We start from the raw sequence: 13,003 nt of genomic DNA, 5'->3' as shown, positions 1-13,003 counted from the left end.
CCCCCGTCTCGCTCATGCGCTACAGCGTGAAGTCGGTGGCGACGCGGCCGATCGCGTGCCCCTTGATGATCGCACCGGCTGCGACATGATCCGGATGGGAAGCGTAGGCGGCGAGGCCAGCCGCGTCGTCGAAGTCACAAATGAGCGTAACGTCCCAGTTGTCGCCGTCGAACAGCTCGTTGCGGTGCACCGAGAGCGCGCGCACGCTGGGCACCAGCTCAGCGAGCGGCGTAAGCGCCGTGATGATCTCGGCGGCCTGGGCGTCGCGCGCCTCACGGGTGTCGCCGCTGAGCTTCCAGTTGACAATGTGACGCAGGGTCATGGTGGTCCTTTCGGTGGGCTCGAAGCCGGGACACGAGGTCGAGACTCGAGGTGGGAGTATCGATAGCGTGGCGAGTTACGACCGACGCAGCCACGACGGCCGCCCCGCGGCCTTCTCGATGGCGGCGGTGAGTTTTGCCTGGTCCACGCGCAAGATCGCGTGGCGGCGTGCGCCGATGAGCACGACCGGAATGTGCTCGGAGTGCTTGCGCGCGAGCGACGGGTCGTTCAGGATGTTCAGCTCAGTGAGTGTCGTCACTACGTTGCGCGCTGCCAGTTCGTCACGCACCGTCTCGATCACTGCACGTGCGTCGTCACACAGGTGGCAGCCGGGTTTGCCAATGAGGGTGATCTGAACTGTACTCACGAGCCTTAAGTCTACGCGGCGAACAAAGCAAAAGGCGCCGAGTCCAAAGACTCGACGCCCACCATCGATTGCGCGTTACGCGCCTCGACTACTTCTTGTTGCGACGCTGGTGACGCGTCTTACGAAGCAGCTTGCGATGCTTCTTCTTGGACATACGCTTACGGCGCTTCTTAATTACTGAACCCACGGTCACCTCACAACGTCTAAAGGGCCGTCGGATTCGGGGCCCACAAAACACTTATCGTACCTGATCGCCAACCCCCAGCGCGAATTCACAAGCGAACTCGCCGCAAAAACGTTGCCAATCGGCTCGAAAACTTAGCCGCGCAGCTTGAAACGCGCAACCAGTTCCTTTACACGGCTCTCGGCGCGAGCGGCCGCGCGCCCCATGCGTTCGGCCGCAGCAAAGGCTTCTTCGGGCAGCAATGGGTCGCCGTCTTCGTCAAACTCTTGAAACGAATCGACGTTACCCGGGCCTTCGAGCCGCTCGCCCGACTCTGAGAGGTATTCGACTGTCACCTCGGTATCAAACCCGGCGGTAAGAAACGGGATCACAAAGTCCTCAACCATTTCGAGCGGCTCGATGTTGAGTGAGTAGAGGCGGTGTTGGCCGTCTTCACGCACGGTTACGAGCTCGGCTTCGCGCAATACTTTGAGGTGTTTCGAAACGGTGGGTTGGCTGATCTCGAGCTGCGCCACGATTTCAGACACGCTCATCTCGGCATCGGTGCGGTGTCGCTCAAGCAGCGCCTGCAGGATGTCGCGCCGCGTCTGGTCGGCGATGACTCCAAAAATGTCTGGCATACCCTAAGCGTAGTCGACTCGCCCTGACTTGCAGGGCGACGGCCTGGGGCGCAGCCGGGGCCACCGCCCGCGTGGCCCCGGCGCCCCGGCGCCCCGGCGCCCCGCTTCACACTGAGCGCCACCGTGTGTACGATGAAACCTCTGGGCGCGGCAGTATGCGCCCACTAACACCCCGATGTCTCGCACGTCACGCGCGCAGAAAGAAGTTGCAGTGAGGGCACTCAGATTGAGCCATCGCGGCTCTGTCGCACTCGCTCCCAAGGCGTGGGTCAGCGCCATGATCCACTCATCGCCGGCGCGTTTCGCCCTGCTCGTGTTTACCGCTCTCATTCTGCTGTGGACGGCTCTGCTTTCACTCCCGTTCGCCAGCCGCGACGGCAATATCACCCCGCTCGCCGACGCCCTGTTCACGGCCGTCTCGGCGATCTGTGTGACCGGGCTCTCAACGGTCGACATGGCGTTGCACTGGTCGCTGTTTGGCGAAATAGTCATCCTGGCGGGCCTGCAGATCGGTGGCATCGGCGTGCTCACACTCGCGAGCATCCTGGGCCTCACCGTGACCAGGCGGTTGGGGCTGCGGCAGCGCCTCATGGCGGCGGGCGACACGAACCCGATGCGCATGGGGCGCGACGTGTCAGAGAGCCAGGCTGTGGGGCTCGGCGACATTGGCGGGCTGCTCGCTGCCGTCGCCACGAGCTTGGTTGTCATCGAACTGGCGCTGACCCTACTCATAACGCCGCGGCTCATGGCCGCAGGCTACGATTTCTGGCACGCGCTGTGGAACGGTTTCTACCTCGCTGCCTCGGCCTTCACGAACACGGGTTTCGTGCCGCTCAAGGGCGGCCTCGACATGTTCGCGACCGATATGTACATGCTCAGCGTGTTGGGCATCGGCGTGTTTCTCGGTGCGATCGGGTTTCCCGTCATCTTTGCGCTGTACCGATACGTGGTGGGCGGCGGCTGGCGCGCGCACAAACGCCTCGGGTTGCACACCAAGCTAACCCTCACGACCACGCTCATCTTTGTGGTGTTTGGCTGGCTCGTCATCGCGGGCCTCGAATGGAACAACCCCGCCACTTTCGGCAACGAGGGCCTCGGCCAAACCATGTTCAGCTCGGCCTACATGTCGGTGATGACCCGCTCTGGTGGGCTTGGCATTGTCGACCCGCTCGACATGAACGGGTCGACCATGCTGGTCATGGACATGCTCATGTTTGTGGGCGGCGGCTCTGCCTCGACCGCGGGCGGCATCAAAGTGACGACCATCGCGGTGCTGTTTCTCGCGGCCTACGCCGAGGCTCGCGGCTACAAAGACATGCAGGTCTTTGACCGCCGGATCCCCAACGAGGTGCTGCGTGTTTCGGTATCGGTGCTCATCTGGGGCGCCACAATCGTTCTCATCTCTACGGTCGTACTCATGCAGATGACCGGCAGATCTCTCGACGTGGTGCTGTTTGAAGTGATCTCTGCCTTTGGCACGTGCGGGCTGTCGACTGGACTGTCTGGCGAGCTGCCCGATGCGGGCAAGTATGTGCTCGCGGCCACCATGTGGGCTGGCCGCGTGGGCACCGTCACCCTGGCCGCGGCCGTTGCCGCTACCAGCCGTTCAAGGCTGTTTACCCTCCCCGAAGAAAGGCCGATCGTTGGTTGACATTCGCAGTGATGCACCGGTAATTGTGATCGGCCTCGGCCGCTTTGGCGCCGCCACCGCGGGCCAGCTTGACCGTCAAGACCGTGAGGTGCTCGTCGTCGACACCGACGCGGGCCTCGTACAGAAGTGGGCCGACCGCGTCACCCACGCGGTGCAGGCCGACGCGCGCTCGATGGAGGCGCTGCGACAGATCGGCGCCGATGACTTTCAGATCGCAGTCGTCGCGACGGGCGCTTCAATCGAGTCGAGCGTGCTCATCGCCGCGAACCTGGTCGACCTCGGGGTGCCGCAGATCTGGGCGAAAGCGATTTCACTGTCGCACGGCAAGATCCTCGAGCGTATCGGCGTAAATCACGTGATCTACCCCGAGCGCGAGGCAGGCGAGCGCGTCGCCCACCTGCTCAGCGGCAGCATGCTCGACTTCATTCAGTTTGACGACAATTACGTGATCGCGAAGATGTACCCGCCGCGCTCGATTCGAGGCCGCTCGCTCACCGAGAGCGGGGTGCGCACCCGCTACCGCATTACTGTGGTGGGGGTGAAAACACCCGGCCAGCCGTTTACACACGCGACCCAAGACACCGTCGTGTCGCCGCGCGATCTCATCATCGTGAGCGGCACTGCCGCCGACGTCGAGCGGTTCGCGGCGATCGGCTAGCGCCTGCTGGTGGGCGACTGGCGGTTTGCTGGTGGGCGCCTGGTGAGCACCGAAGCGCTACGCTCGAGGCATGACTGATGCAGCGGGGCGCCAGGCGCTTCTTCGCGCCACCATCGTGGTGGTAGCAGGTGGTGGCTTGCGCGCGCTCACATACCGAGCCGTCGCGGCGGAGGCGGGTGTCTCGCACGGGCTCGTGCGTCACCACTTTGGTACGCGCGACCAGCTCATCGCCGAGGCCATGGAGTTTGCGATCGGCGAGAGCCTCGCGGGCTCAAACATGGTCGAGGCCGTCACCAGCGTCGACGACTTCGCGGCGGGCATCGATTCGCTCGCAGAACGCGAGAGCGAGATCCAGTCGTTTCAGTACGAACTGCTACTCGAGGCGCGCAGGCGGCCCGAACTGCACGAGCTCGCCACGCGCCACTACACCGCGTACCGCGACGCGATCGTCGCGCAGCTGGCGAGGCTCGGGGTGCACGATGCCCCGCTCGCAGACCTCATCTGGTTTACGCTCGACGGCATCGTGTTTAAGCAGCTTGTGGCACCCGGTGATGCCTCGCCCGCGCTCGAGCACGTGCGCACGCTCGTGAGACAGGCCATCCCCGCGTAGTCCGCACCGGGAGGCGATCCGGCGCGAAAATAGCACGCAGATGAGCGCGCAGATGAGCACGCAGATGAGCACGCAAATTGGCGCGCAAATTGGCGCGCGAACTTGACTATCCATTTGGATAGTTTTAGGCTGGCGCTACTCGCGGGGCGTTGTTGCCCCGCACCCGGCACAGCAGCCGGGTGACCACCGAAGGGACACGCAGCCGTGCCAGACACCAAGATCGATTTTCTGTACCTCAACGAGCCCGACATGATTCGAGCCGGGGTCACCGACATGCCCGCGTGCGTCGACGCGATGACCGACGTGCTCGACCTGTTTGCCCGCGGCGACTACCGCATGGCCGGCCCCGAGAACAACGCACACGGTGCGCAGGTGTACTTCCCCGAGACCGAGACGCACCCCGGCATGCCCGTCGACGGGCCCGACCGCCGGTTCATGGCGATGCCCGCCTATCTCGGCGGCGACTACCAGGTGACCGGCTGCAAATGGTACGGCTCGAACGTCGAGAACAAGCAGCGCGGGCTGCCCCGCTCGATTCTCATGTTCACGCTCAACGACAAAGACACGGGCGCCCCGCTCGCGCTCATGTCAGCAAACCTGCTGAGCGCGTACCGCACCGGCGCGATTCCTGGCGTGGGAGCCCGGTTCCTTGCCCGCGAAGACGCGAAGGTCGTGGGCATCGTGGGCCCCGGCCCCATGAACCGCACCTCGCTCGAGGCGTTCATGGCGGTGCGCCCCGCGATCAACCACGTGAAGGTGGCGGGCCGCAGCCAGGGCGGCATCGACACGTTTATCGCGTGGGCGCGCGAGAAGTTTCCGCAGATCAACACGATCGAGCAGGTCGATGGCATGGAGCAGGCGGTGCGCGACTCAGACATCGTGAGCATCGCGGTGCCCAGCAAGATGGGGTCAGAAAACTACCCCTACGTGGCCGACGAGTGGGTCAAGCCCGGCGCGTTCATCTGCTGCTCGGCACACCTCGCGCTCGAGGAGTCGCTCACGCAGCGCGCCCGCCACGTGGCAGACGCGCGCAAGATCTACGAGGCGTGGGCCGAAGAGATCCCTTCTCCCGTGCACGAGACCGTGGGTATCTGGGGCATGCACCTCGTCGACCGCGTGAACGACGGCCGCATGACGCGCGAAGAGTTCGGCGACCTGGGTGAGATCATCGGCGGCTCGGCCGTCGGGCGCCAGAACGACGACGAGGTGTTCATCTTCTCGGTGGGTGGCATGCCCGTCGAAGACGTCGCCTGGGCGACCCACGTGTACCGCAACGCCGTGAAGCTCGGCATCGGTACGTCGCTCAACCTGTGGGAGACGCCGGCGCTCGCCTAGCGCCCGCCCTGCGCCCGCGCCCCAGTGGGCCCCACCCGTCATCCTGCGGAGCGCAGCGACTCGCAGGATCCACACCATCAATTTGAAAGCGAACCATCATGGATTACCAGAAAACCGATGTTCTCGTCATCGGCGCGGGCAGCGTCGGCGCGATGGCGCTGTGGCAGCTGAGCAAGCGCGAGGGCTTAAGCGTCGTCGGCATTGAGCAGTACGGCCGCGTCAATTCACACGCCTCATACGCCGGCGAATCGCGCGTGTTTCGCACGGCCGTGCACGAGGGCGGCACGTATGTGCCGATGATTCAGCGCTCGCGCTCGCTGTGGCGCGAGCTCGAGGCCGACTCGGGCCGCAACATTTACACCGAGGTCGGCTGCCTGTCGATCGCACCCGAGGGCTTTCCTGACTTCGAGACCGCACTCGGCACGGTGCGCGAGTTCGATCTGAAGCACCGCCTGCTCGACGCGGCCGAACTGCGCCGCGAGTACCCGCAGCACCGCATCAACGACGGCGACGTCGCGCTGCTCGACGCGCACGGCGGCGGCCTGCGCCCCGAGGTCGCCATCATGAGCGCACTGGGCGTGGCCGAGGCGAATGGCGCCCAGCTGTTCTTTAACACCTCGGTAATCGATGTTGAAGAGCGCCCGAACGGTGTCGTCGTGCGTACGACGCAGGGCGCTTGGCTGGCCCAGCGGGTCGTTGTCGCCTCCGGATCATGGTCGTCCAGGCTCTCGCCCGAGCTCGACGAGCTGCTGCGCCTGCAGGTACTCGGACTCACGTGGTTTATGCCCGAGCGCCCCGAACTGTTCGTACCCGAGCGGTTTCCCGTATTTCTGCGCGACGTGGGGTCGGTGCACTTCTTTGGTGCGCCGAGCTTCGACGGCTACGCGTTTAAGGCGTGCACGAACCCCGACTGGCCCGTCTACCGCGACGTCTCAGAGGTGCCCAAGCACCACACGCGTGAGCAGCTGATCCGTATCGGGCAGCGCGCCGCCGAGCTGTTCGATGGCATCAACCCCGAGCCCGTGCGCGAGAGCGTGCACCACTGCGCGTACACGCCAGACCGCCTGCCCGTCGTCGATCGCACCGACTCGGGCCGCATCGTAACGATTGCGGGACTCTCGGGTCACGGCTTCAAGTTTGTGCCGCAGCTGGGCGAGTGGGCAGCGCAGCTGGTCGCGGGCGAAGACACGACCGTCGACCCCCGCTTCGCGCTGAAGTCGCACATGGAGCGCCTCGCAGTGCTCGGCCCGTACACGGGCGGCGGCCACTAGCTACTAGCCCCTGGCTCCCGGCCCCGGCCCCGTGCACAAAAATAGGCGCGAGAAGTTCCGCTTTAGCTCCACTCATAAGCGGAACTTCTCGCGCATATTTTGCTTGAGCGTCGCAGACGGCTGCCGCGAGTGCCTAGTCGGGCTCGGTGTGGCTAGCGCCCCGCACCACACAACACCACTCAACCCTGGTCGGCGATGCCGAGGCTCCACACCGCACCCGCGGGTTCACCCTCCACTCGAAGCTCGAGCGACGTACCCGCAAGTGTTTGGTGTTCAACGATCGGTTGCACCCGGTAGTTCTCGCCACCGGGAGTGCACTCCAGCAGATAGCTCCCAGTACCGGCGACACTCACCCGAACCGTACCCTCGGCCCCCGCGCACACTCCAAAGACGCCATAGATCTGCCCATCGCGGTATCCCGTAAATGTGCCGGTCGTCGGTTCGTCGACCCCGGCGGCTTCTTCCGCACCAGTGCCGCCACGCCAGCCACCAGTAAACCAACTCGCTTCGGGCTGCGGGTTATTACCACGCCCCGCAAATGCTCCCAACGACTCGAGTTGCAGCGCGTCGAGCTCACTCTCAATCGCTTCAGGCAGCTCGTCCATGGCCGCGCGCACCCACTGTTCGTGAGCTTGAGCGTCAAACTCCTGCGAGTTCGGCGCACACCCAGCACTTAACGCGGACAGACCAACCGCGACGCCAACACCGAGGCAGACTTTCAGTCGTCGTAGCTTCACACGCACACACTATCGCCATGCGCGCTGCGCCGGGAAGCTGCTCTACTTCTACACAACCAGCACTAGAAGCGACAGTTTGTTCGCTTACGAGCCGCCATAAGCGTACAGACTGTCGCATCTGCAGTATCCCGAACCAATTCCGTCACCAACAACCCACCTTGACAGATCGCGAAGCCTGTTTGTTATAGTTCTAATACAACTATAAAACCAGGAGAGGCGTCATGCCCCACACCATCGAGGTCTCAGGCCTCACCAAATCGTTCGGCACGGTTCACGCCGTGCAAAACCTGAGCTTCACCGCGCACCCCGGCCGCGTCACCGGGTTTCTCGGGCCCAACGGTTCAGGCAAAACCACGACCCTCAGCATGCTGCTCGGGCTCGCCCGCCCCGACTCGGGCACCGCCACCATCGGCGGCAAGCGCTACGCCGAGCTCGAACGCCCGGCCCTCACTGTCGGCGCCTCACTCGAGGCCAACTTTCACCCCGCTCATACCGGCCGCGCCCACCTCGACATTGCACGCCGCGCCATCGGGGCGCAACAAGCCCGCGTCGACGAGGTGCTCGACCTGGTCGGCCTCAGCCACGCGGCCGAGCGTAAGACCGGCGGCTATTCCCTCGGCATGCGCCAGCGCCTCGCCCTCGGCACGGCGCTGCTCGGCGACCCCGACGTGCTCGTGCTCGACGAGCCCGTCAACGGCCTCGACCCCGAGGGCATCCGCTGGATCAGACTCTTTCTGCGCCACCTCGCCGGCCAGGGCAAGACCGTACTCCTGTCGTCGCACCTGCTGAGCGAGGCACAGCACACGGTCGACGACGTCGTCGTGATCCGGAGCGGCCAGCTCGCCTTCGCGGGCCCGCTCGCCGATCTGCAGCGGGGCACGCGCACCGTGCTCGTCGACGCGGCCACGCGCGAGGGCCGCGCGAAGCTCGCTGCGGCCCTCGCCGAGGCGGGCGGGACCGTCACCGACACCGCGGGTCACGGCGCACACGCACTAGGCTCCGGATCATCGCCCGCCCCCGAGCAGCTTCTGCCGGGCGCGCACGCACCGCAGCCAGCAGAGACACCGCAGCCAGCACCGTCAACGCAGCGCGATCCGCTCAGCGTGGCAGGCCTCGCGCCTCAGCAGGTCGGCGAGATCGCGTTCGCGGCCGGGGTGCCGCTCGCGCATTTGAGCACCCCCGAGTCGGGGCTTGAACAGAGCTTCCTTGAGCTCACCGAAGGAGCCGCATCATGACCCGCTTCGCTCGCAGCCTGTCGGCCGAACTGCGCAAGGTGCGTGCAACGAAACTGTGGTGGATCCTCTCGCTCGTCATTGCCGCGTACTCGGCCATGATGGCCGCCGTCTTCGTGTTTATGTTTAACGCGATGCCCGAGGCGGCTGCCGCTGGAGCCGCTGAAGCCGCTGCCGCAGGAGCCGCAGCGGCCCCGGGCGCCGCACTCCCCCCGCAGACACTCGCCAATCTCGTCTACTCGTCGGTGTCGACGTTCGGCTACGTCGTACCGCTCTTGTTTGGCGCGCTCGCGGTGACGGGAGAGCTACGCCATCGCACCCTCGGGCTCGCGTTCTTGTTCGAGCCGCGCCGCGGATTCGTGCTCGCCAGCAAGACCGTCACCGTGTTCGTCGTCGGCCTCGGGCTCGGCGTCGCAGGCGTCGTGGGCGCCCTCGCCGCCGCGCTTCCCGTGTTTAGCGCAACGGGCACCAACCCGATGCTCGGCACCGGCGAAACCTGGGCACTGCTTACTCGCGTCGTGCTCGCGATCGGCGTGTGGGCCGTGTTTGGGTTTGGCGTCGGCGTACTCGTCAAGAACCAAGCCTTCGCGATCGTGCTCGCGCTCGTGTTCACGCAGTTCATCGAGCCCGTCGCCCGCATGGGCGCCCAGTTTTGGGAGTGGAGCGCGCAGGTCGCCAAGTTTCTGCCCGGCGCCGCCACCGATGCGTTCGTGGGCGCCAGCGTCATGAACAACATGGCCGCGCTCGACCCCTCAGCCACGGGTGAGCATTCAGCCTCGCTCGGCATTTGGGCGGGGTTCGCGGTGCTGGCCGGGCTCGCCGCCGTGGCAGTCGCCGCGGGCTGGGCACTGCGCTGGCGCGGCGACGTCGAGTAGGCGCCTGGAGTTGGTCGTTACCGCGGCCGCAGCTCTGGTCGAGCGCGTCGTGCTGCCGCCGCGTCTCCTGCTCCGTCCTGCCCACCCGAACGAGCCCTACTAATGCCATGGCCGTACTTCCGTTCAATAGACCCGTTCATCTATTGCTCACGAACTCGTACCGTTGCGTATAGCGCCGCTGAAGGGTCGACGTTGCTCCAGGCACGACTTTTAGGAGATGAGTCGTCCATTCGACAGTGTCATCGCAATAAAGGCTGTTGATCCGGGGGATCAAAGAACGTCCGAGATGCATGCAGATCTCCTGCATAAGGTCCGACCACCACCCGCGTCGCGTCGCCACGCTCGACGAGGCCGGAGTCATCCTGCACGATCGCGTCGAAAGACGCCATTTCGTCCTCTTGCATGCTGATCGGTTTGAAGCGGCTCTGGTCATCGCGCACCAATTTGCCCGAGCTTCACGTTGATTTCCACCGTTGGCCAGGTCTGGTTCTTGTACCGTTTCACGGTGTCCCCGGGTAGTCCAGAGAGCTCCCGACCTCTTCATGATGTTCTTGCACCGTGCCGACCGTGGATGATTATGCAGTGCTACTGGGGAGGGCGATATGGATACCCGTGATGGTGCCGTTGCGGACGAGGAATCCGCGCCCAGGAGGAAACTCGGCACGCTTGGCGTGGGTGAACGGTGTCGTGAATAAAGTCGGGGCGTCATTCGCGTCTGGTTGCAACGCGAGCGCCCAACGAGCGCCCCTGAGCGGAGCGGCGAGTTCCCAGACGGTACCAAGAGTTGCGTTCTCGCCCTCGACGATCGTGGTGTGCTCGCTGCGACGCAGGAGTTTGAGGAGTCCGGCGAGTGCTTGCTCGTTCCCAGAGCCGTCGAATCCGCCGATGTCTTCGATCACGACGACGCCCCGATGATCATCGGCGGGGAACTTCGGCGGAGGTTCCGGCCCGTCGGACAGACCCGGGTTTGCTGATGATAAGCATAATCAGCCCCTGTCAATTAACGGGAAGCCCGGAAGCAGGGCAGAGACCCACATCCCCATACGTGAGGATGGAACTTATGACGTCCCGAAAGGATGGGGTAAATGAAACTCAAAATTGAGGGTGAGAGAATAGAGCAGGTCTCGTTTGACTATGCGGTCTCATTACTTACTGAGCGTGACGGGTACCTGCAGATAGAGACCGCGTTTTCTCTTCTCGAGTCTGCCGCCAACGAGCGATCCTTCTTTGATCCTGAAAGCTCGAAGGAAGTCGGAAGGATCCTGCCTTTTGTGCTCCATGCCACTGTGACTAGCGCTCTCGTCGATGAGAAGGGCAATCTCGCGCTGGACTTTGACAATGGGGCACGTTTGGAGGTTCCCTATCACGCAGATTATGAGGCATGGAACTTTGTTGACAAGAGCGGGTTCAGGGCTGTGGTGTCAGCGGGTGGTGGGCTGACTATCTGGCAGGGCGAAGACTGAAACCGCAGACAGAACTTCAACGCTCGAGGCTCGAACCAATCACACCTGGGGAAGGTGCTACCGTCATTGATACCTGAACCGCCCCGGGTCTCAAAGTGAAAGCTTGGGTCAAGCCGTGTGTGAAAGTGATCGGCGTGAAGATTCACTACGTTCTCACTATGAAGACTGGGACAGTTAATGACTTCAAGCTCAATTGAACCAGTACAACCTGAAGCGATAGTTCTTCAATACCCATGAGGACGAGAAGGTTCTCCCCCTCCTGTCTGCGTCCGCAAGCGAGTACAACTCTGATTTGCTTTTGCCATCGAAGCTATTTCTCCGATAGTCAGGGCTACGGTCAGCTTTCAGATGTCACAGCTTCAAGTGAGCTCATTTGGGGCGTGGTGGGCTTAGGCTCTGTCTGTGTCGGCACATATGATGCCTAGGGCCATCGCCACAGTATTCCTGCGTGCGGTCCCTTTGAGCGGACCCCGAGGCTCACGCCTCGGGGTTATCTCTTTTCACCGCCCCGCTACGAGAAGAGCCGCGCCTTGTAGCGCACGAGCTCCTCCCACTGGTCGCGGTCCCAGCCGAATTCCTCGAGCAGCTGCTCCTGCAGGGCCTCGCCCGTCGCGAGGATCACGGCCGCATCGTCGACCTCCTTCTGCAGGTCGACGAGCAGCGCCAGCGCAGGAGGTGTCTCAGGCCTGGCAAGTGATGCAGCTCCCCAGATGGCATGGAGCTGCCGGGGAGGCTTGGCGTGCTTTCACGCCGAAGGAGCACGGGCACTTGGCGGTCGCTCCAGTGGCGTTTAACCGGGCCGCGGCTGCGATGCTCCGCTACAAGGGGGCGTTTCGTGCTGCCAGGGCTGAAGCTCAGGCCGCTATCAACGATGCCGCGGCTGCAGAGCAGGCCACGGCGAAAGCGAAGCTCGAGCATTAGACCGCGGTCTTGAAGGCGCAATTGGCGCCGGAGGGTTCTCCGGATAAGCACGTCGCACGGTACAACGAACGACGCCTCCATGGAGAGCTCGGTCACGTCGCGCCCGCTAAGTTCGAGTCCGCCTACCGGGTCATGAACCCGGTCCCTGTATTGCTTGAAACCCGGCAAAAAGAACTCTCTACCAAACACGCCGCATGACACCCTCGGGCTCGCGTTCTTGTTCGAGCCGCGCCGCGGTATCGTGCTCGCCAGCAAGGCCGTCACCGTGTTCGCTGTCGGCCTCGGACTCGGTGTCGCAGGCGTCGTGGGCGCCCTCGCCGCCGCGCTTCCCGTGTTTAGCGCGACGGGCACCGACCCGATGCTCGGCACCGGCGAAACCTGGGCGCTGCTCGCGCGCGTGGTGCTCGCGATCGGCGTGTGGGCCGTGTTTGGGTTTGGCGTCGGCGTGCTCGTCAAGAATCAAGCCTTCGCGATCGTGCTCGCGCTCGTGTTCACGCAGTTCATCGAGCCCGTCGCCCGCATGGGCGCCCAGTTTTGGGAGTGGAGCGCGCAGGTCGCCAAGTTTCTGCCCGGCGCCGCCACCGATGCGTTCGTGGGCGCCAGCGTCATGAACAACATGGCCGCGCTCGACCCCTCAGCCGCGGGTGAGCATTCAGCCGCGCTCGGCATTTGGGCCGGGTTCGCGGTGCTGGCCGGGCTCGCCGCCGTGGCAGTCGCCGCGGGCTGGGCACTGCGCTGGCGCGGCGACGTCGAGTAGC

The 13,003-nt window shown here is 64.2% G+C and carries 17 protein-coding genes; 10 read left to right on the top strand and 7 right to left on the bottom strand.

Annotation, left to right across the window (positions count from 1 at the left end; all coding sequences use genetic code 11):
* Positions 1–19: 19 nt before the first annotated feature.
* From ACXR2W_RS08185 to ACXR2W_RS08170, 4 genes are all read right to left on the bottom strand, one after another.
* Positions 20–322 carry a Dabb family protein gene (locus ACXR2W_RS08185; RefSeq protein ID WP_458814632.1) on the bottom strand — a complete coding sequence of 101 codons (303 nt, stop codon included), beginning with the start codon at positions 320–322 and terminating at the stop codon, positions 20–22.
* Positions 323–397: 75 nt separating this feature from the next.
* The gene (locus tag ACXR2W_RS08180) at positions 398–688 is read right to left on the bottom strand and encodes a glutaredoxin family protein (RefSeq protein ID WP_458814634.1); all 291 of its coding nucleotides are present in this window, start codon (positions 686–688) and stop codon (positions 398–400) included.
* 88 nt (positions 689–776) lie between these two features.
* Positions 777–875: a 30S ribosomal protein bS22 gene (locus ACXR2W_RS08175; RefSeq protein ID WP_005504750.1), complete on the bottom strand. Its 99-nt coding sequence runs from the start codon at positions 873–875 to the stop codon at positions 777–779.
* A gap of 131 nt (positions 876–1,006) precedes the next feature.
* On the bottom strand, positions 1,007–1,492 hold the full coding sequence (locus ACXR2W_RS08170; protein WP_458814638.1) for an ArsR/SmtB family transcription factor: 486 nt from the start codon (positions 1,490–1,492) through the stop codon (positions 1,007–1,009).
* Positions 1,493–1,769: 277 nt separating this feature from the next.
* Here ACXR2W_RS08170 and ACXR2W_RS08165 point away from each other — a divergent pair, with 277 nt between their 5' ends.
* The 5 genes from ACXR2W_RS08165 to solA all read left to right on the top strand — a co-directional run bounded on the left by ACXR2W_RS08165 (position 1,770) and on the right by solA (position 7,017).
* Positions 1,770–3,143: a TrkH family potassium uptake protein gene (locus ACXR2W_RS08165; protein WP_458814640.1), complete on the top strand. Its 1,374-nt coding sequence runs from the start codon at positions 1,770–1,772 to the stop codon at positions 3,141–3,143.
* Complete coding sequence (locus ACXR2W_RS08160; RefSeq protein ID WP_458814642.1) at positions 3,136–3,801, top strand: potassium channel family protein; 666 nt, start codon at positions 3,136–3,138, stop codon at positions 3,799–3,801. Before ACXR2W_RS08165 ends, ACXR2W_RS08160 begins: the two co-directional genes overlap by 8 nt.
* A gap of 70 nt (positions 3,802–3,871) precedes the next feature.
* Positions 3,872–4,411: a TetR/AcrR family transcriptional regulator gene (locus ACXR2W_RS08155; RefSeq protein ID WP_458814644.1), complete on the top strand. Its 540-nt coding sequence runs from the start codon at positions 3,872–3,874 to the stop codon at positions 4,409–4,411.
* 204 nt (positions 4,412–4,615) lie between these two features.
* On the top strand, positions 4,616–5,746 hold the full coding sequence (locus ACXR2W_RS08150; protein WP_458814646.1) for a tyramine oxidase subunit B: 1,131 nt from the start codon (positions 4,616–4,618) through the stop codon (positions 5,744–5,746).
* Between the two features lie 98 nt (positions 5,747–5,844).
* On the top strand, positions 5,845–7,017 hold the full coding sequence (gene solA, locus ACXR2W_RS08145) for an N-methyl-L-tryptophan oxidase (protein WP_458814648.1): 1,173 nt from the start codon (positions 5,845–5,847) through the stop codon (positions 7,015–7,017).
* 179 nt (positions 7,018–7,196) lie between these two features.
* Here solA and ACXR2W_RS08140 read toward each other — a convergent pair whose 3' ends face one another.
* A complete protein-coding gene (locus tag ACXR2W_RS08140; protein ID WP_458814650.1) occupies positions 7,197–7,622 on the bottom strand; it encodes a hypothetical protein in 426 nt (141 codons plus the stop codon).
* 353 nt (positions 7,623–7,975) lie between these two features.
* On the opposite strand from ACXR2W_RS08140, the gene ACXR2W_RS08135 reads away from it, so the two are divergent.
* The gene (locus ACXR2W_RS08135; protein WP_458814652.1) at positions 7,976–8,989 is read left to right on the top strand and encodes an ABC transporter ATP-binding protein; all 1,014 of its coding nucleotides are present in this window, start codon (positions 7,976–7,978) and stop codon (positions 8,987–8,989) included.
* Positions 8,986–9,861, top strand: a complete 876-nt coding sequence (locus ACXR2W_RS08130; RefSeq protein WP_458814654.1) for an ABC transporter permease — start codon at positions 8,986–8,988, stop codon at positions 9,859–9,861. The genes ACXR2W_RS08135 and ACXR2W_RS08130 overlap by 4 nt, the downstream gene beginning before the upstream one ends.
* Positions 9,862–10,100: 239 nt before the next feature.
* On the opposite strand, the gene ACXR2W_RS08125 is transcribed toward ACXR2W_RS08130, so the two are convergent.
* Together ACXR2W_RS08125 and ACXR2W_RS08120 are read right to left on the bottom strand one after the other, a co-directional pair.
* Complete coding sequence (locus tag ACXR2W_RS08125; RefSeq protein ID WP_458814656.1) at positions 10,101–10,304, bottom strand: hypothetical protein; 204 nt, start codon at positions 10,302–10,304, stop codon at positions 10,101–10,103.
* Positions 10,305–10,436: 132 nt separating this feature from the next.
* Positions 10,437–10,760, bottom strand: coding sequence for a hypothetical protein (locus ACXR2W_RS08120; RefSeq protein ID WP_458814658.1), 324 nt, complete (start codon positions 10,758–10,760; stop codon positions 10,437–10,439).
* Positions 10,761–10,946: 186 nt separating this feature from the next.
* Between ACXR2W_RS08120 and ACXR2W_RS08115 the strand changes: the two genes are divergently transcribed.
* From ACXR2W_RS08115 to ACXR2W_RS08105, 3 genes are all read left to right on the top strand, one after another.
* On the top strand, positions 10,947–11,324 hold the full coding sequence (locus tag ACXR2W_RS08115) for a DUF6188 family protein (RefSeq protein ID WP_458814660.1): 378 nt from the start codon (positions 10,947–10,949) through the stop codon (positions 11,322–11,324).
* Positions 11,325–12,092: 768 nt separating this feature from the next.
* The gene (locus ACXR2W_RS08110; protein WP_458814662.1) at positions 12,093–12,245 is read left to right on the top strand and encodes a hypothetical protein; all 153 of its coding nucleotides are present in this window, start codon (positions 12,093–12,095) and stop codon (positions 12,243–12,245) included.
* Between the two features lie 154 nt (positions 12,246–12,399).
* Entirely contained in the window at positions 12,400–13,002 is a 603-nt protein-coding gene (locus ACXR2W_RS08105; RefSeq protein ID WP_458816007.1) for a hypothetical protein, read from the top strand.
* Position 13,003 lies beyond the last annotated feature (1 nt).

Source organism: Leucobacter faecis (assembly GCF_054456695.2).
Note: the sequence above shows the minus strand (reverse complement) of the source record. Positions and strands in the feature narration are given on the sequence as shown.